The sequence below is a fragment of the Mycobacterium sp. genome, assembly GCF_046091765.1.
Lineage (GTDB): Bacteria > Actinomycetota > Actinomycetes > Mycobacteriales > Mycobacteriaceae > Mycobacterium.
In genome coordinates this window covers 1-18,006 of record NZ_JBJTCF010000091.1, presented here as the reverse complement: position 1 = coordinate 18,006, position 18,006 = coordinate 1, and the positions used below count along the sequence as shown (strand labels likewise).

The following is an 18,006-nucleotide window of genomic DNA, read 5'->3' as shown; positions in this document are numbered from 1 at the left end:
AACTAGTTGTCGATCGCTCGTTCTGCGGCCGCCACTACCGCCTCCGGGGTGAACCCGAACTCGCGGAACAGCGTCTTGTCGTCGGCGGAGGCTCCGTAATGCTCGATCGAGATGATCTCCCCGGTGTCGCCGACGTACTTGTACCAACTCTGCGCGATACCGGCCTCCACCGCGACCCGGGCGGGAACGCCGGGCGGCAACACGCTGTCGCGGTACTGCTGAGGCTGCGACTCGAACCACTCGACGCAGGGCATCGAGACCACGCTGGCCCGGATGTCCCGCTCGGCCAGGATGCCGGCGGCCGCGACCGCCAGCTGCACCTCCGAACCGGTGGCGATGATGATGACGTCGGCGTCGGCCGCGTCCGAGCCGCCGAGCACGTATCCGCCGCGGGCGACACCGTCGCTGCTGGTGCCCTCCAGCACGGGGACGCCCTGGCGGGTCAGGATCAGGCCGACCGGCCCGCTGGCCGCCCCGCGGGACAGGATCGTGCGCCAGGCGAAGGCGGTCTCGTTCGGGTCGGCCGGTCGCACCACCGACAGGTTCGGGATCGCCCGCAGCGCGGCGAGATGTTCGATGGGCTGGTGGGTCGGGCCGTCCTCGCCGAGGCCGATCGAGTCGTGCGTCCAGACGTAGATCGGGTCGATGTCCATCAGGGCGGCCAGTCGAACCGCCGGCCGCATGTAGTCGGCGAACTGCAGGAACGTGCCGCCGTAGGCGCGGGTCGGGCCGTGCAGCACGATCCCGGACAGGATCGCGCCCATGGCATGCTCGCGGATTCCGAAGTGCAGGGTGCGCCCGTACCAGCTGGCGTCCCAGTCCTCGGTGGAGATCGACGGCGGGCCGAAGGACTTCACGCCCTTCATGGTGGTGTTGTTGCTGCCGGCCAGATCGGCGGAGCCGCCCCACAGCTCGGGCAGCTTCGGCCCGATCGCCGAGAGCACCTCCCCGGACGCGGCCCGGGTGGCCACCGCCTTGGAGCCGGGCTCCCAGCGCGGCAGGTTGTCGTCCCAGCCGTCGGGCAGCCGGCCGGCCAGCAGGCGATCCAGTAGCGCCTTGCGGTCCGGTTCGCGCCCGGCCCAGGCGTCGAACCCCCGCTGCCATTCGCGGTGCGCCTCGGCGCCCCGGTCGAGCAGTTTGCGGGTGTGCGCGATGACCTCGTCGCGAACCTCGAAGTTCCTGTCCGGGTCGAATCCGAGCACCTTCTTGGTCGCGGCGACCTCCTCGGCGCCCAGTGCGGACCCGTGCACCCCGCCGGTGTTCATCTTGGTGGGTGCGGGGTAGCCGATGATCGTGCGCAACGCGATGAACGACGGCTTGTCGGTGACCCGCTGTGCGGCCCGCACCGCCTCCTCGATGCCCGCGACGTTCTCGCCGCCCTCCACCACCTGCACGTGCCAGCCGTAGGCCGCGTAGCGGGCCGGGGTGTCCTCGGACAGTGCGATGCGGGTGTCGTGCTCGATGGAGATCTCGTTGTCGTCCCAGAACACGATCAGGTTGCCCAGCTGCTGGGTGCCGGCCAGCGAGGACGCCTCGCTGGTGACGCCCTCCTCGATGTCGCCGTCGGAGGCGATGACGTAGATGTAGTGGTCGAACGGGCTGGCGCCCGGGGCGGCGTCGGGGTCGAAGAGGCCCCGTTCGTAGCGCGACGCCATGGCCATCCCCACCGCGGAGGCCAGACCCTGGCCGAGCGGTCCGGTGGTGATCTCCACGCCCCGGGTGTGCCGGAACTCCGGGTGACCGGGGGTCAGCGAGCCCCAGGTGCGCAGGGCCTCGATGTCGGAGAGCTCCAGGCCGAAGCCGCCGAGGTAGAGCTGCAGGTAAAGGGTCAGGCTGCTGTGTCCGCAGGACAGCACGAACCGGTCCCGGCCCAGCCAGCCGGTGTCGGCGGGATCGTGCCGCATGACCCGCTGGAACAGCGTGTAGGCCAGCGGTGCCAGGCTCATCGCCGTTCCGGGGTGTCCGTTGCCGACCTTCTGCACGGCATCGGCGGCCAGCACCCGGACCGTGTCCACGGCCTGCGAGTCCAGCTCACTCCAGTCGTCCGGGTAGTGCGGCCGGGTCAGCGCGGAGATTTCCTCAAGGGTGGTCACGAACTCGCTCCTGGCGTCGGATCGGCAGGCTGGCCGGGCTGGTGGAAGCCCTTGTGCTCACCCTAATGCCGGGAATCGAGCCTGCAGTACCGAATCGGAAGCACGCCGGACTACCATCCTGTGTACTAGACACGGGGCGGTTGACGTCGGGCTGTCGGTGAGGAGTTGATTCCGTGAACATTCGCGAAGGCCGCGTCCGCGACGACGCCGCCCCCGCGAGACGGAATCGGTCCAGTCGGCTCGGCCGGACGCTGGCGGGGTATCTGGCCCTGACCAAGCCTCGGGTCATCGAACTGCTGCTGGTCACCACGATCCCGGCGATGCTGCTCGCCGACCGGGGCGACGTCGACCTGCTGCTCATCCTCAACACGCTGTTCGGGGGCATGCTGGCCGCCGGTGGCGCGAACACCCTCAACTGCGTGGCCGACGCTGACATCGACAAGGTCATGAAACGCACCGCCGGGCGTCCGCTGGCCCGGGCGGCGGTGCCCCGCAGCCACGCGCTGGTGTTCGGGCTCGCCCTGTCGGTGGGGTCGTTCTTCTGGCTGTGGTGGACCACCAACCTGCTCTCGGCGCACCTGGCTGCGGCCACCATCGCGTTCTACGTCCTGGTCTACACCCTGCTGCTCAAACGCCGCACACCGCAGAACGTGGTGTGGGGCGGGGCGGCCGGGTGCATGCCGGTGATGATCGGGTGGTCGGCGGCGACCGGGACGATCGGCTGGCCCGCGCTGGTGATGTTCGCCGTCATCTTCTTCTGGACGCCCCCGCACACCTGGGCGCTGGCGATGCGCTACAAGGACGACTACCGCGCCGCCGGGATCCCGATGCTGCCGGTGGTGGCCACCGAGCGCCAGGTCGCCCGCCAGATCGTGGTCTACACCTGGCTCACCGTGGTGGCCACCCTGGCGCTGATCCCGGCCACCGGGTGGCTCTACGCCGCTGTGGCGGTGCTGGCCGGGGCGTGGTTTTTGACCCAGGCCTACCGCCTGCAGGCCGGCGTGCGCCGCGGCGACGCGGTCAAGCCGTTGCGCCTGTTCCTGCAGTCCAACAACTACCTGTCCGCGCTGTTCTGCGCGCTGGCGGTGGATTCGGTCGCGGCGCTGCCCATGCTGCCGCTGCCGTTCGGTTAGCCCTCGGGCAACAGCACCACAGAGCCCACGGTGCGCCGGGCCTGCAGGTCCTCGTGGGCACGGCGGGCCTCGCCCAGCGGATAGTGCCCGCCCACCGTGATGACGATCGATCCGTCGGCGATCGCGTCCATCAGTTCGCCGGCACGCCAGGAGAACTCGTCCGCAGTGCGGGTGAAGTGGGTGAGGCTGGGCCGGGTCAGGAACACCGAGCCGGCCGCGTTGAGTCGCTGCGGGTCGACGGGGGGGACGGGGCCGCTGGAAGCGCCGAAGAGCGCGAGCGTGCCGCGCACCGCCAGGCTGGCCAGGCTGGCATCGAAGGTCGACTTTCCCACCCCGTCGTACACCACGGCGACGCCGTCCGGGGCGATGTCGCGCACCCGCCCGGCGAATTCGGGCGCTTCGCCCGGATAGTCGAGCACCTCGACGGCACCGGCCCGGCGGGACAGTTCAGCTTTCTCCGGCGTTGAGGCGGTCGTGATCACCCGCGCGCCCAGACCGGTGGCCCACTGGGTGAGGATCAGCCCGACCCCGCCCGCGCCGGCGTGGACCAGCACGAAGTCCCCCGGCTGCACGGCGTGGACCGACTTGAGTAGATAGTGCGCGGTCATCCCCTTGAGCAGCGCGGAGGCGATCGTGTCGGACTGGACCACGTCGGGCACGTAGGCGACGAAATCCGCGGGCGCCGTGCAGTATTCGGCGTAGGCACCCACCGCGCTGGCGGTGACAACGCGGTCGCCCTCGTTGAGCACCTCCACGCCGTCCCCGAGACCGGCCACCGTGCCGCACACTTCGGTGCCGACCACGAACGGCAGTGCGCGCGGGTAGAGCCCGGAGCGGAAGTAGGTGTCGATGTAGTTCACGCCGATGGCGTCGGCACGGATCAGGACCTCGCCGGGCCCGGGGGAGGGCGTGGGTCGGGTGACAGAGCGCAGAACCTCGGGACCGCCCGTCTCGGCGACTTCGACCGCGTGCATGGTCACTATCATCGCCTCCGTGGCCCGATACAGCCGAGCAACGTCTCGATGAAGGCGGCCCGGCCGGACGTCTTTCATCCGCGCATCGTGCTGGCCGGCTGCCGCCGGTTGGTCGACGGCGACGGCGATGACGCCGGACTGGTCGCCGCGCTGCGCCGCCGCGGTCTGCATGCCCGCTGGATGGCCTGGGACGACCCGGCGACCGAGGAAGCCGACCTGGTGATCCTGCGCGCGACGTGGGACTACGCCCAGCGGCGCGAGGAGTTCCTGGCCTGGTCGGGGCGGGTGGCGAATCTGGTGAACGCGCCCGCGGTGGTGGCCTGGAACAGCGACAAGGCCTACCTGGGCGACCTCGCCGCAGCGGGGGTGCCCACCGTGCGGTCGGCGTTCTTTCCGCCGGGTGCGGCGGTTCGCGTTCCTCGCGGCGAAGTGGTGGTGAAGCCGTCGGTGGGAGCGGGTGCGGTGGACACCCTGCGGTTCAGCGACGCCGGTGCGGCCCGGGCACATGCGCAGGCGCTGCAGCACAGCGGCCGGACCGCCTTGGTCCAGCCCTACGACGCCCGGGTCGAGAACGGCGAGACGGCGCTGGTGTTCCTCGGCGGGCGCCAGTCGCACGCCTTCACCAAGGGGCCGATGCTGCCGCCGCGGGGTGAGCAACCCGCGCTCGACGGTTCGGGCACCTACGCGACCGAAAGCTTGGCTGCGGCCGAACCCGACTTCGAGCTGTGGGACCTCGGGCACGCCGCGCTGGAGGCCGCCTGCGCGCGGCTGGGCATCGGCGTTGGCGAGCTGCTCTACGCGCGGGTCGACCTGATCGGCAGCCCACAGAATCCGGTGCTGCTCGAGTTGGAACTCATCGAACCCTCGCTCGGCTGGCGGCAACTCGATGCGAAGACGCGCGCCGCCCAGCAGCGCCGGTTCGCCCTGGAGGTGGAGTCAGCCCTCGAGCGCCTGGGGCTTGGCCCGTTGTCGCGTCGACGCCCATAGCGCGGCCGTCGCGACGGTGCAGGCCGCGGCGCCGGCGACGTGCAGGGCCACCAGGGCCGCCGGGACTCCGGTGCGGAACTGCACCGCGCCGATCAGGCCCTGCACGACGACCAGGCCGACGAGCACCGCCAGCCGCCGCCGGACCGCTTGCGGGGCGCCGACGGCCAGCAGCCCCGCGCCCAGTCCGATCAGCAGGCTGAGGTAGCCGATCAGCAGCGTGGAGTGCGCGTGGGCGAGGGTGACGATCTCGATCTGCAGCCGCGGAACCACTCGCTCGGGACTCTTGTCGCCGGCGTGCGGGCCGGCGCCGGTGACCATGGTGCCGGTGACCAGGGTTGCCGACAGGGCAAGAGCCGACAGAAAAGTCAACTGCCGCAACTGATTCGGGACGGTCGGCCGCACGGTGCCGCCGTCGGGTTCGCCGACCTTGACGTAGAGCAGGGTGGCCAGCCACACCATCGCCATCGACACCAGCAGGTGGATCGCCACCGTCCACCACAGCAGCCCGGTCAGCACGGTGATGCCGCCGATGACCGCCTGGAGCACCGTCGAGGCCGGCATCAGCCAGGCGTAGACGATGACCTCGCGGCGGCGCCGCGCGCGGGTGACGGTGACCACGGCCAGGATCGCGGTCAGGACGACGGCGAAGGTCAGCAGCCGGTTCCCGAATTCGACGGCCTGGTGGATGATCGGGACCTCGGCGTGCGGCACCGGGACGAAACTGCCCGGGAAGCACTGCGGCCAGGTCGGGCATCCCAGCCCGGAGGCGGTGACCCGCACGATCGCGCCGGTGACCGCGATCCCGGCCTGGGTGAGCACGACCGCACCGGCGACCAGTCGCTGGGTGCGCAGGCTGGGCATCGGCAGCCGGTCCACCAGCTGGGTGAGCCCCACGGTCGTCACGTGACCGATGGTAGGTCAGGTGAAGCGGAACCAGCGCAGCGCGGCGAGTGCGGACACGGCGCCCCAGGCGAGCAATACGGCGATGCCGAACCCGTCGACCGCGGGCGCGGCCCCGCCGACGGCCCGCGAGAGCGCCTCGGTCAGCGCGCCCGACGGGGTCAACCGCGCGAACCAGGACAGCGCGGCCGGGATGGTGCCGGTCTCCAGGGTGAGTGCGCCCAGCCCCGCGAAGACGAACCACAGCAGATTGCCCAGAGCCAGCACGATCTCGGCGCGCAGCGTGCCGCCGAGCAGCAGTCCCATCGCGGCGAACACCGCGGTGCCCAGGGCGACGACCGCCCCGCCGAGCAGAACACCGCTCAGCTGTGGTCGCCAGCCGAGGGCGTAACCGATGCCGCCCAGCAGGATCATCTGCAGCAGAACGACACTGACCACCGCCAGGGACTTGCCGGCGATGATGCACCACACCGGCAGCGCGGTCGCACCCAGTCGCTTCAAGGCGCCGTAGCGGCGGTCGAACGCCACCGCGATCGCCTGTCCGGTGAACGCGGTGGAGGTGACGGCGATCGCCATGATGGCGGGCACGAACACGTCGACCCGTCGCTCGCCGAACGATCCCAGCGGCAGCAGGGTGAGTCCGATCAGCAGCATGATCGGGATGAACATCGTCAGCAGCAGTTGCTCGCCGTTGCGCAACAACAGTTTCACGTCGAGGCGGTACTGGGCGGCCAGCATCTCCGGAACCCCGCTGGGGCGGGGGTCGGGGGTGAAGGTGCCGGCGGGGAACAGGGCGCTCACGGCCGTAACTCCCGGCCGGTCAGGTCGAGGAAGACGTCCTCGAGGCTGCGCTGCTCGACGCGGACGTCGTTGGCCATGATGTTCAGCCGCGCGCACCAGGCCGTGACCGTCGCCAGCACCTGCGGGTCGATCCGGCCCTCCACCAGGTACTCGCCCGGTGTGCGCTCGCTGGCCCGATAGCCCTCCGGCAGCGCCGAGGTCAGCAGGGAGAGGTCCAGCCGCGGGGCGGCGGTGAACCTCAACTGGTCCTCGGCGCCGTTGCGCATCAGCTCCGCGGGAGTCCCGGCGGCGACCTGCGCGCCGCGGTCGATGATCACGATCCGGTCGGCGAGGTGCTCGGCCTCCTGGAGCTGGTGGGTGGTCAGCACCACGGTGACGCCGTCGCGGCGCAGCGCGCTGATGAGGTCCCAGACCACCAGCCGGGCGTGGGCGTCCATACCCGCGGTCGGTTCGTCGAGGAACACCAACTCGGGTCGGCCGACGATGGCGCAGGCCAGCGCGAGCCGCTGCTGCTGGCCGCCGGAGAGCCGGCGGTAGGTGGTTTTCGCCGCATCGGTGAGCCCGAGGGTGTCGAGCAGCCAGGCGGGATCCAGGGGATCGGCGGAGTAGGCGGCGATCAGGTTCAGCAGTTCGGCGGCCCGGGCGGCGGGATAGCCGCCGCCGCCCTGGAGCATCACTCCGATGCGGGAGCGCAACCGGGCGTTGTCGGCGCGGGGATCCAGGCCGAGCACCTCGATGGAACCGCTGTCGGGCCGGACGAATCCCTCGCACATCTCGACGGTCGTCGTCTTTCCGGCACCGTTGGGCCCGAGCAGTGCGAAAACCTCGGCCTGATGCACCTCCAGATCCAGATCGCACACCGCCGCGGTGGAGCCGTAGTGCTTCGACACCCCCCGCATGCGGACCGCGACCGGCGTCGTCATGGGGACTCCGCGTACGCACCGGGGGCGGGGCTGGCCGCCGCCGGCCGCTGATCGTTCAGCGGTTGCGGATCGGGCCGCTGCCCGCTGTAGCGCTCGTCGGTGCCCGGCACGTAGCGCCAGGGCAACCGGTTGAAGGTCAGCGCGATCAGCAGCACGGTGATGACGGCGCTGGCCAGCGTGGCGTCGAGGATCTGGAACAGGGCGAACCGGTCGCCGTTGGCGGTGGGGCCGAAGATGCCGACGACCAGCGTGACCACGATCACCGCAACGCGGAACCGGGGCCGCGTCGCCCAGGCCGCCAGCGGGATGATGGCCCACAGCAGATACCACGGCTGCACGACCGGGAACAGCAGCACGGTGGCGCCCAGTGCGACGCCCAGACCGCCGACCGGGTTCAGCCGTCCGCGCAGCACGGCCAGCAGCAGCCAGCTCACCACCACGGCGATGATCAGCACGCCGATGGCGCGGGTCAGTGCCAGCACCGCGGTGGTGTGGTCGCCCAGCCCGAGCAGAATCCCGATCTGGCCGGTGGCCAGCGCCAGCAGGGTCGGCGGGGACATCCAGCTGCGCACCACGTTCGCGGTGCCCAGGGTGAACAGCCAGCCGAATCCCAGACCGCTGGCCCAGCCGATGAGGGCCATCACCGCCAGCGCCAGCGACCCGGTCAGCGCGGCCGAGGACAAGAAGGCCCTGAAGGTTCCGCCCCAGCGGTGGGCCAGTGCCATCGCGGTGAACCCCAGCGCCAGCAGTCCGGGCAGTTTGACCTGCGAGGACAGCGTGATCAGCGCGGTGCCGGCCACCAGCAGCGTCAGCGGCAGCCACGCCGACCACTGGGCCGCGGTGTGCGGCCAGCGCGGCCGGCGGGGCACCAGTGGCCGGTCGCTGTCGATGCCGCGCAGCGCAAGCTCGGTGCCGGTCAGCATCAGGCCGAGCATCAGCGCCTCGTTGTGGATCCCGGCGACCAGGTGCATCAGCAGCAGCGGGTTGGCCGCGCCCAGCCACAGCGCGGTCACCTCGGCGACACCGCAGCGCCGGGCCAGCCGGGGCACCGCCCAGACGATCAGACCGACCCCGACGAGCACCACGACCCGGTGGCAGAGCACCGCCGCGACGATGTTCTGCCCGGTGAGCGCCGAGATCCCCTCGCCGATCCACAGGAACAGCGGCCCGTAGGGCGCCGGGGTTTCCCGCCACAGGCTCGGGACCGAGGCGGTGAACACGTGGTCGAGACCGAGTCCGGGTGCCGGACCGACCCGGTAGGGGTCGAGGCCGTTGCGGGCGATCTCGCTCTGGGCGAGGTAGGAGTAGACGTCCTTGCTGTACATCGGGGGCGCGACGAGCAGCGGCAGCATCCACAGCAGCAGGGTCCGGTCCAGCTGGCTGCGCGACATCCGGCGCGGGCCGAGGGCGAAGCGGCCCAGCATCAACCAGGCCAGGGTCATCATCACCGCGCCCGTGGTCGTCATCGTCAGCGAGACGGTCTGGATCCGGGAGGGCAGGTTGAGCAGGCGCACACCGAAGGTGGGGTCCTGGATCACCGGCCGGGCGCCGGCACCGAGGGCCCCGATTCCCATCAGCACCGTCCCGGCGGCGCCAAACAGCCTGGTGCGCCGCATCGCGCGGAGTTCGGGCGCGTTGAGCGGCGATCCGACGGTCCGCTCGTCGCCGTGCCAGCTGGCGATGGACGTACTCATGGACGTACTCAGGGAGAGCTGGCGGGCAGCCACGACTGAACTCTAACTTCGTCCACGCCGCGCCCGCCGCACGCCTGCCCGGCCGAGTGAGGGTGGCCTTGCTAGACCCCGCCGCCGAATTGCGTCACACTGGTGTTGTGAAAATCGCGGCCGAGGACTCTGCGGTGCCGGTGTCCGCGTCGGCGCAGGAAGGCCGCACGCGCCGCGCGATCGTGCGCCTGCTGCTGGAGTCCGGCTCGACGACGGCGGCCGAGGTCGGCCGTCGGCTGGGGATCTCGGCGGCCGGGGTGCGACGGCACCTCGATGCGCTGGTGGACGGGGGCGACGCCGAGGCGACCCCGGCGGCCGCCTGGCAGCAGACGGGTCGGGGCCGGCCCGCCAAGCGCTTCCGGCTGACCCCGGCCGGCCGGGAGAAGCTGGAACACAGCTACGACGACCTGGCCGTGGCCGCGATGCGCCAGCTCCGCGAGCTCGGCGGAGACGAGGCGGTCCGCGCCTTCGCCCGCCGCCGCGTCGACGCGATCCTGGCCGGGGTGCCCGCGGCGCAGTCGCAGGAGGACCGCGCCGTGGAGGCGGCGGCCGACCGGGTCGCCGACGCGCTGACCCGGGCCGGCTACGCGACGACCGCCACCCGGGTGGGCGGCCCCATCCAGGGCATCGAGATCTGTCAGCACCACTGCCCGGTCTCCCATGTCGCCGAGGAGTTCCCGGAGCTGTGCGAGGCCGAGCAGCAGGCCATCTCCGACGTCGTCGGCACGCACGTGCAACTGCTCGCCTCGATCGTCAACGGCGACTGCGCCTGCACGACCCACGTACCGCTGCAGGTTCAGCGCCCTGACATCCCGCAGGACACCCCGCAAGACGCCCCAGACAAAGACACCCCAGGCAAAGGAGCGTCGGCATGACGACCACCCCGGAGACCCAGCCGCTCACCCAGGAGGAGACCATCGCCTCGCTGGGCCGATACGGCTACGGCTGGGCGGATTCCGACGACGCCGGCGCCAGCGCGAAGCGCGGCCTGTCCGAGGCGGTCGTGCGGGACATCTCGGCGAAGAAGAACGAACCCGAGTGGATGCTCGACGTGCGACTGCGGGCGCTGCGCACGTTCGACAAGAAGCCGATGCCGAACTGGGGATCCAACCTGGGGGGCATCGACTTCGACAACATCAAGTACTTCGTGCGCTCCACCGAGAAGCAGGCGGCGTCCTGGGAGGAACTACCCGACGACATCAAGCGGACCTACGACCGGCTGGGTATCCCGGAGGCGGAGAAGCAGCGTCTGGTGGCCGGCGTGGCCGCCCAGTATGAGTGCCTGGCCGGCGACACCCTGGTGTGGACCGCCAATCGCGGCCAGATCCCGATCAAGGAGATCGTCCGGGGCGACAGTGTTTTCGCCTACGACGAGACCTACGAACGCTTCGTTGTGGTCCCGGTCAAGTCAGCCGCCCAGACCGACACCAAGCAGACCTACACGGTGGCCACGGCGCGCCACAGTCTCCGGGCGACGGACAACCACCCCCTGCTGGTGCTGCGCGACGAGCGGAAGCCTGGCCGGCAGCGAGCCCGCTACGCACGGCGCTGGGTCACCGTCGGAGAGATCGCCCCGGGGGATTTCATCGCGGTGCCGCGGCAGATCCCCGACTTCGGCGTTCCCGCCCGGCTGCCGTCGGTAGAGGGGCTGCGCAGTCCCGCCGAGAGCACGGTCGATCTGATGTGGCTGCTGGGTTTGTACATCGGCGACGGGAATCTGCATCTGTCGACGCGGACCTACCGGGTGCAGTTCGCCATCCCCGCGACGGACACCGACCTTCGGGCTGAGCTGTCCCGGGTCATCGGGGAACTGTTCGGCCTGCGCTGCATCGAGGCCGACGAGTACCGGGTGGTGGTCAACTCCAAGGCTCTGACGGAGTGGTTGGTCGAACTGGGCTTTGCCGGGCTGTCTTTGACGAAGCGGATTCCGGACTGGGTCTACTCGACTCCGGTCGACCACAGGCTGGCTTTCCTCGGCGGCTGGGTCGACGCTGACGGCTACGTTCGCCCCGAACGCAGCGGCGCGGTCATACTCACGTCAGCCAATGAGACGCTGATCCGCCAGGGCCGCGAGCTCACCGAACTGTGCGGGCTCCGGCCCGGCGGCCCGTGGTCCCTCGTCCAGCCGTACCGCCACGCACCAGAGCGAATCCAAACTGCCTGGCGCCTCGGTATTTCCGGGGATTTCGAACGGCTCGGATGCCGCAATCCGAAGCGGACGAGTCGATTCGGCCGACGCGCTTACGCCCACTCCTCAGGCGGCGCCCGGGGCACGACCCTTCGAGCCCACACCAACCAGTGGCTTGGCTTCGAGCGGGTGACGTCGGTACAGCCGCACGAGGTCGAACCGGTCTACGACATCGAAGTCGACGGCCCGCACAACTTTCTCGCCGAGGGTCTGGTGGTGCACAACTCAGAGGTGGTTTACCACCAGATCCGCGAGGATCTTGAGGCCCAGGGTGTCATCTTCTTGGACACCGATACCGGTCTCAAGGAGCATCCGGAGGTCTTCAAGCAGTACTTCGGCACGGTGATCCCGGCCGGCGACAACAAGTTCTCCGCACTCAACACCGCGGTGTGGTCGGGCGGGTCCTTCATCTACGTGCCCCCGGGTGTGCACGTCGACATCCCGCTGCAGGCCTACTTCCGGATCAACACCGAGAACATGGGGCAGTTCGAGCGGACGCTGATCATCGCCGACGAGGGTTCGTACGTGCACTACGTCGAGGGCTGCCTGCCGGCCGGTGAGTTGATCACGACCGCCGACGGGGATCTCCGTCCGATCGAGTCGATCCGGGTCGGCGACCGAGTCGTCGGTCACGACGGACGCCCACACCGGGTTACCGCGGTCCAGATGCGTGACCTCAACGGTGAACTCTTCACGTTCACGCCGGTGTCGCCGGCGAACATGTTCTCGGTCACCGCCGAGCACCCCGTTCTTGTCGTGCCACGCGATGAGGTCCTGGTCCGGCGCAGACCCCGCAACGGGTGGCTGCCCGAGGTCGACTCCGCGAAGCTGCGGGCCGCCGAACCCCGCTGGGTCGCCGCCAAGGACGTGGCCGAGGGCGACTTCCTGATCTACCCGAAGCCAAAGCCGCAGCCGCACAAGACCGTCCTGCCGTTGGAGTTCGCCCGGCTTGCCGGCTATTACCTGGCTGAAGGCCATGCCACACTGACCGACAATCGCGAATCGCTGGTCTTCTCCTTCCACAGCGACGAGTTCGACTACGCCGAGGAAGTCCGGCAGGCCTGCAAATCGCTGTACGAGACGTCCGGTTCGGTGCTGATCGAAGAGCAGAAGCATTCGGCGCGCGTCACCGTCTACACCAGGGCCGGGTACGCGGCGATGCGGCACCACGTCGGCGTTGGTTCGGCGAACAAGCGGCTGTCGGACACGCTGATGCGCCAGGACGAGATCTTCCTGCGCGAACTCGTTGATTCCTACGTCAACGGTGACGGCAACGTGACCAAGCGCGCCGGTGCGGAATGGAAGCGGGTGCACACCACCTCACGGGTGTGGGCGTTCCAGCTGCAGTCCATCCTGGCCCGTCTGGGCCACTTCGCCACGGTCGAACTGCGCCGCCGGGGAGGCCCCGGCACCGTCATGGGCCGCGATGGCGTCCACCACGACCTCTACCAAGTGCGGTGGAACGAGGGTGGCCGGGGTCCGAAACTGGCCCGCGACTGCGGCGACCACTTCGCGGTTCCGATTCGCAAGCGAGCCGTACGGAACGTTCGCGAACCGGTGTACAACCTCGACGTGGAGGCGCCGGACAGCTACCTCGCGTACGGATTCGCGGTCCACAACTGCACTGCACCCATTTACAAGAGCGACTCGCTGCATTCGGCGGTCGTCGAGATCATCGTCAAACCCCATGCGCGGGTGCGGTACACGACGATCCAGAACTGGTCCAACAACGTCTACAACCTCGTCACCAAGCGCGCCCGCGCCGAAGCGGGGGCCACGATGGAGTGGATCGACGGCAACATCGGCTCCAAGGTGACGATGAAGTACCCGGCGGTCTGGATGACCGGCGAGCACGCCAAGGGCGAGGTGCTCTCGCTGGCCTTCGCCGGCGAGGGCCAGCACCAGGACACCGGCGCGAAGATGCTGCATCTGGCGCCCAACACGTCGAGCAACATCGTCTCGAAGTCGGTGGCCCGCGGCGGCGGCCGGGCCTCCTACCGCGGGCTGGTGCAGGTGAACAAGGGCGCTGCGGGTTCACGCTCGAGCGTGAAGTGCGACGCCCTGCTGGTCGACACCGTCAGCCGCAGCGACACCTACCCCTACGTCGACATCCGAGAGGACGACGTGACGATGGGGCACGAGGCCACCGTCTCCAAGGTCAGCGAGGATCAGATGTTCTATCTGATGAGCCGCGGCCTGACCGAGGACGAGGCGATGGCGATGGTGGTCCGCGGGTTCGTCGAACCGATCGCCAAGGAGCTCCCGATGGAGTACGCGCTGGAACTCAACCGGCTGATCGAGTTGCAGATGGAAGGCGCGGTCGGCTGATGGGCAATCTCACCGAGGCGGTCGAGGGATCACCGCTCACCGGCGCCAACAAGGGCGAACAGTTCGCCTCGTTCGACGTCGACGCCTTCGAGGTTCCCGGCGGCCGCGACGAGCTCTGGCGCTTCACCCCGCTGCGTCGGCTGCGCGGACTGCACGACGGCTCGGCCACGCCCGACGCCGCGGCGCTCATTTCCGTTTCGGAGCACGACGGTGTCACCGTCGAGACCGTCGGCCACGATGACCCGCGGCTGGGCCAGGGCGGGATTCCCGCCGACCGCGTTGCCGCCCAGGCGTTCTCGGCCTACGACACCGCCACCGTCGTCACGGTCGGCCGGGGGGTGCACACCGCGGAGCCGATCGATGTCACCGTGACCGGTCCCGGTGCGGGGCGGATCGGCTACGGGCATCTTCAGGTCCGCGTCGACGAACTCGCCGACGCGGTGGTCGTCGTGGACCTGCGGGGCGGCGGAACCTACGCCGACAATGTCGAATTCGTCGTCGCGGACGCCGCCCGCCTGACCGCGGTCTGGCTCGCCGACTGGGATGACGACATGGTGCACGTCAGCGCTCACCACGCCCGGCTGGGCAAGGATGCCGTGCTGCGCCACGTGGCCGTCATGCTCGGCGGGGACCTGGTGCGGTTGTCGGCGACGGTGCGCTTCGACGGCGTCGGCGGCGATGCCGAACTGCTCGGCCTGTACTTCGCCGACGCCGGACAGCACCTGGAGTCGAGGCTGCTGATCGACCACGCTCGGCCCAACTGCCGGTCCAACGTCCTCTACAAGGGGGCGCTGCAGGGTGACCCGGCCAGTGGCAAGCCTGATGCCCGCACCGTGTGGGTGGGCGACGTCCTGATCCGCGCCGAGGCCAGCGGCACCGACACCTTCGAGGTCAACCGCAACCTGGTGCTGACCGACGGCGCCCGCGCGGATTCGGTGCCCAACCTGGAGATCGAGACCGGGGAGATCCTCGGTGCGGGGCACGCCAGCGCCACCGGCCGCTTCGACGACGAGCAGCTGTTCTATCTGCGATCGCGCGGGATCCCCGAGGACCTGGCCCGCCGCCTGGTGGTGCGCGGGTTCTTCGGCGAGATCATCTCCAAGATCGGGATCGAGCAGGTCCGCGAGCGTCTCACCGACGCCATCGAGAAAGAGCTGTCCATCACCGAATCGAGGACCGCATGAGCACATTGGAAATCAAGGATCTGCACGTCAGCGTCACCAGCGCCGACGACTCGCAGAAGGAGATCCTCAAGGGTGTCAACCTGACGGTGCGGTCCGGGGAGGTCCATGCCGTCATGGGTCCCAACGGCTCGGGCAAGTCGACGCTGTCCTACGCCATCGCCGGGCACCCCAAGTACACCGTGACGTCCGGCTCGATCACCCTCGACGGCGAGGACGTGCTGGAGATGAGCGTTGACGAGCGCGCCCGGGCCGGACTGTTCCTGGCGATGCAGTATCCGGTCGAGGTTCCCGGAGTGTCCATGTCGAACTTCCTGCGCACGGCCGCGACCGCGGTCCGCGGGGAGGCGCCCAAGCTGCGGCAGTGGGTCAAAGAGGTCAAAGCCGCCATGGCCGACCTCGACATCGATCCCCAGTTCGCCGAACGCAGTGTCAACGAGGGTTTCTCCGGTGGCGAGAAGAAGCGCCACGAGATTCTCCAGCTGGGACTGCTCAAGCCGAGGATCGCCATTCTCGATGAGACCGACTCCGGTCTGGATGTGGATGCGCTGCGGGTGGTCAGTGAAGGCGTCAACCGTTACGCCGAGGCCGAAGACGCCGGCGTGCTGCTGATCACGCACTACACCCGGATCCTGCGCTACATCCACCCGCAATTCGTGCACGTGTTCGTCGACGGGCGCATCGTCGAGTCGGGCGGCCCGGAACTGGCCGACGAACTCGAGGAGAACGGCTACGAGCGGTTCACCCGCGCGGGAGCGGCGTCCTAGCGATGGCGGTGAGCGTTTCGGTGGATGCCGGGCTCGACCTGGACCGCATCCGGGCCGACTTCCCGATCCTGAACCGGGTGATGCGCGGCGGGCAGCCGCTGGCGTACCTGGACTCCGGCGCGACCTCCCAGAAGCCGTTGTCGGTGCTGGACGCCGAGCGGCATTTCCTGACCACCTCCAACGGCGCGGTGCACCGCGGGGCGCACCAGCTCATGGAGGAGGCCACCGACGCGTTCGAACAGGGCCGGGCCGAGATCGCCGCCTTCGTCGGGGCCGCGGAGGGTGAACTCGTGTTCACCAAGAACGCCACCGAAGCGCTCAACCTGGTGTCCTACGTGCTGGGGGATGACCGGTTCCACGGAGCCCTCGGTCCCGGTGACGTCATCGTCACCACCGAGCTCGAGCACCACGCCAACCTCATCCCGTGGCAGGAACTCGCCCGGCGCACCGGGGCCACGCTGCGCTGGTACGGCGTCACCGCCGACGGCGATATCGACCTCGATTCACTCGTCCTCGACGAGCGGACCAAAGTCGTCGCCTTCACCCATCACTCCAACGTCACCGGTACCGGAGCCCCGGTGGCGGAGCTGGTCCGCAGGGCGAAATCTGTCGGTGCGCTGACCGTGCTGGACGCCTGCCAGTCGGTGCCGCATCAGCCGGTCGACCTGCCGTCACTGGACGTCGACTTCGCCGCGTTCTCCGGCCACAAGATGCTCGGCCCGACCGGTATCGGGGCACTGTATGGACGGGCTGATCTACTCGCGGCGCTACCACCGTTTCTGACCGGCGGGTCGATGATCGAGACCGTCACCATGGAGTCGGCCACCTACGCCGCACCGCCCCAGCGATTCGAGGCCGGCACCCAGATGATCTCGCAGGTTGTCGGATTGGCCGCGGCCGCGACGTACCTCGATGCGATCGGTATGACCGCCGTGCAGGGGCACGAGCAGGGCCTGGTCGGTGCGACCCTGCAGGGGCTTGCCGAGATTCCCGAGGTTCGTATCATCGGTCCGGCCGATCCGGCTGTTCGGCGCTCGCCGGTGGCCTTCGTCGTCGACGGCGTGCACGCCCACGACGTCGGTCAGGTGCTCGATGACGACGGAGTGGCCGTGCGCGTCGGTCACCACTGTGCCGCCCCGCTACATCGCCGGTTCGGCGTTGCGGCCACGGTCCGGGCGTCGTTCGCGGTGTACAACACGCATGACGAGGTGCGCCGGCTCATCGCCGGGGTTCGTCGCGCCGTCGACTTCTTCGGGGACCGCTGAGTGCGACTGGAGCAGATCTATCAGGACGTGATCCTCGATCACTACAAGCGTCCCCACCACCGGGGACTGCGGGAGCCGTTCGACGCTGAGGTACGTCACTCCAACCCCGTGTGCGGCGACGAGGTGACCCTCAGGGTTGCCCTCTCCGGTGACCGCGTCACCGACGTCTCCTACGACGGGCAGGGCTGCTCGATCAGCCAGGCCGCCACGTCGGTGCTGACCGACCTGGTGATCGGACAGACAGTGGGCGACGCGCTCAAGACCGTGACGGAGTTCACCGAGATGATCTCCTCCCGGGGGACTGTCGAGGGCGACGAGGACGTTCTCGGCGATGCCGTCGCCTTCGCCGGGGTGGCCCGCTATCCGGCCCGGGTGAAGTGCGCGCTGCTGGGCTGGATGGCATTCAAGGACGCGGTACTGCGGGTTGCGGCGAAGGAGAAGAGATGAGCGAGACGGCCTCGGATGACCTGCTGGCCGACGTCGAGGAGGCCATGCACGACGTGGTCGACCCCGAACTCGGGATCAATGTCGTGGACCTGGGTCTGGTGTACGGAATCGACCTGGAGAAGAACGAAGGCCGAACCGTGGCGCTGATCGACATGACGCTGACATCGGCGGCCTGCCCGCTCACCGACGTGATCGAGGACCAGACGCTGGGCGCGCTGGTGGGTGCGGGGCTGGTCAACGAGGTGAAGATCAACTGGGTGTGGAATCCCCCGTGGGGCCCGGACAAGATCACCGA

The 18,006-nt window shown here is 69.5% G+C and carries 15 protein-coding genes; 9 read left to right on the top strand and 6 right to left on the bottom strand.

Annotated features, from left to right (window positions below; genetic code table 11):
- Positions 1–2: 2 nt before the first annotated feature.
- Entirely contained in the window at positions 3–2,093 is a 2,091-nt protein-coding gene (gene tkt / locus ACKOB8_RS09815) for a transketolase (protein ID WP_526377024.1), read from the bottom strand.
- Positions 2,094–2,266: 173 nt separating this feature from the next.
- On the opposite strand from tkt, the gene ACKOB8_RS09810 reads away from it, so the two are divergent.
- Positions 2,267–3,226, top strand: a complete 960-nt coding sequence (locus ACKOB8_RS09810) for a heme o synthase (RefSeq protein WP_526377023.1) — start codon at positions 2,267–2,269, stop codon at positions 3,224–3,226.
- On the opposite strand, the gene ACKOB8_RS09805 is transcribed toward ACKOB8_RS09810, so the two are convergent.
- Positions 3,223–4,200, bottom strand: coding sequence for a quinone oxidoreductase family protein (locus tag ACKOB8_RS09805; RefSeq protein ID WP_526377055.1), 978 nt, complete (start codon positions 4,198–4,200; stop codon positions 3,223–3,225). The genes ACKOB8_RS09810 and ACKOB8_RS09805 overlap by 4 nt on opposite strands.
- Positions 4,201–4,248: 48 nt before the next feature.
- Between ACKOB8_RS09805 and ACKOB8_RS09800 the strand changes: the two genes are divergently transcribed.
- Positions 4,249–5,187 (top strand): ATP-grasp domain-containing protein, encoded by a 939-nt coding sequence (locus ACKOB8_RS09800; protein ID WP_526377022.1) that lies wholly within the window; start codon positions 4,249–4,251, stop codon positions 5,185–5,187.
- Here the strand turns inward: ACKOB8_RS09800 and ACKOB8_RS09795 are convergent.
- Genes ACKOB8_RS09795 through mptB form a run of 4 tightly spaced genes read right to left on the bottom strand, consistent with a single transcriptional unit; the run spans position 5,137 to position 9,538 of the window.
- On the bottom strand, positions 5,137–6,048 hold the full coding sequence (locus ACKOB8_RS09795) for a COX15/CtaA family protein (RefSeq protein ID WP_526377054.1): 912 nt from the start codon (positions 6,046–6,048) through the stop codon (positions 5,137–5,139). The genes ACKOB8_RS09800 and ACKOB8_RS09795 overlap by 51 nt on opposite strands.
- 57 nt (positions 6,049–6,105) lie before the next feature.
- A complete protein-coding gene (locus ACKOB8_RS09790) occupies positions 6,106–6,825 on the bottom strand; it encodes an ABC transporter permease (protein WP_526377053.1) in 720 nt (239 codons plus the stop codon).
- 59 nt (positions 6,826–6,884) lie between these two features.
- Complete coding sequence (locus ACKOB8_RS09785; RefSeq protein WP_526377021.1) at positions 6,885–7,811, bottom strand: ABC transporter ATP-binding protein; 927 nt, start codon at positions 7,809–7,811, stop codon at positions 6,885–6,887.
- Positions 7,808–9,538, bottom strand: a complete 1,731-nt coding sequence (gene mptB, locus ACKOB8_RS09780; RefSeq protein WP_526377020.1) for a polyprenol phosphomannose-dependent alpha 1,6 mannosyltransferase MptB — start codon at positions 9,536–9,538, stop codon at positions 7,808–7,810. Before mptB ends, ACKOB8_RS09785 begins: the two co-directional genes overlap by 4 nt.
- A gap of 104 nt (positions 9,539–9,642) precedes the next feature.
- Here mptB and ACKOB8_RS09775 point away from each other — a divergent pair, with 104 nt between their 5' ends.
- From ACKOB8_RS09775 to ACKOB8_RS09745, 7 genes are all read left to right on the top strand, one after another.
- Complete coding sequence (locus ACKOB8_RS09775) at positions 9,643–10,410, top strand: helix-turn-helix transcriptional regulator (RefSeq protein ID WP_526377019.1); 768 nt, start codon at positions 9,643–9,645, stop codon at positions 10,408–10,410.
- Complete coding sequence (gene sufB / locus ACKOB8_RS09770; RefSeq protein WP_526377018.1) at positions 10,407–14,051, top strand: Fe-S cluster assembly protein SufB; 3,645 nt, start codon at positions 10,407–10,409, stop codon at positions 14,049–14,051. The genes ACKOB8_RS09775 and sufB overlap by 4 nt, the downstream gene beginning before the upstream one ends.
- Positions 14,051–15,235, top strand: a complete 1,185-nt coding sequence (sufD, locus tag ACKOB8_RS09765; RefSeq protein WP_526377017.1) for a Fe-S cluster assembly protein SufD — start codon at positions 14,051–14,053, stop codon at positions 15,233–15,235. The genes sufB and sufD overlap by 1 nt, the downstream gene beginning before the upstream one ends.
- The gene (gene sufC, locus ACKOB8_RS09760) at positions 15,232–15,999 is read left to right on the top strand and encodes a Fe-S cluster assembly ATPase SufC (RefSeq protein ID WP_526377016.1); all 768 of its coding nucleotides are present in this window, start codon (positions 15,232–15,234) and stop codon (positions 15,997–15,999) included. Before sufD ends, sufC begins: the two co-directional genes overlap by 4 nt.
- Positions 16,000–16,001: 2 nt before the next feature.
- Entirely contained in the window at positions 16,002–17,264 is a 1,263-nt protein-coding gene (locus ACKOB8_RS09755; protein ID WP_526377015.1) for a cysteine desulfurase, read from the top strand.
- Complete coding sequence (gene sufU / locus ACKOB8_RS09750) at positions 17,265–17,711, top strand: Fe-S cluster assembly sulfur transfer protein SufU (RefSeq protein ID WP_526377014.1); 447 nt, start codon at positions 17,265–17,267, stop codon at positions 17,709–17,711. It abuts the gene before it with no gap.
- The coding region (locus ACKOB8_RS09745; protein ID WP_526377013.1) for a metal-sulfur cluster assembly factor at positions 17,708–18,006 on the top strand (299 nt) is incomplete at its 3' end. The genes sufU and ACKOB8_RS09745, both read left to right, overlap by 4 nt.

Coding starts and splice junctions, on each gene's coding strand:
- ACKOB8_RS09805 (WP_526377055.1), bottom strand. CDS start 4,200: ATGCACGCGGTCGAAGTCGCCGAGACGGGCGGTCCCGAGGTTCTGCGC.
- ACKOB8_RS09800 (WP_526377022.1), top strand. CDS start 4,249: ATGAAGGCGGCCCGGCCGGACGTCTTTCATCCGCGCATCGTGCTGGCC.
- ACKOB8_RS09795 (WP_526377054.1), bottom strand. CDS start 6,048: ATGCCCAGCCTGCGCACCCAGCGACTGGTCGCCGGTGCGGTCGTGCTC.
- ACKOB8_RS09790 (WP_526377053.1), bottom strand. CDS start 6,825: ATGCTGGCCGCCCAGTACCGCCTCGACGTGAAACTGTTGTTGCGCAAC.
- ACKOB8_RS09785 (WP_526377021.1), bottom strand. CDS start 7,811: ATGACGACGCCGGTCGCGGTCCGCATGCGGGGGGTGTCGAAGCACTAC.
- sufB (WP_526377018.1), top strand. CDS start 10,407: ATGACGACCACCCCGGAGACCCAGCCGCTCACCCAGGAGGAGACCATC.
- sufD (WP_526377017.1), top strand. CDS start 14,051: ATGGGCAATCTCACCGAGGCGGTCGAGGGATCACCGCTCACCGGCGCC.
- sufC (WP_526377016.1), top strand. CDS start 15,232: ATGAGCACATTGGAAATCAAGGATCTGCACGTCAGCGTCACCAGCGCC.
- ACKOB8_RS09755 (WP_526377015.1), top strand. CDS start 16,002: ATGGCGGTGAGCGTTTCGGTGGATGCCGGGCTCGACCTGGACCGCATC.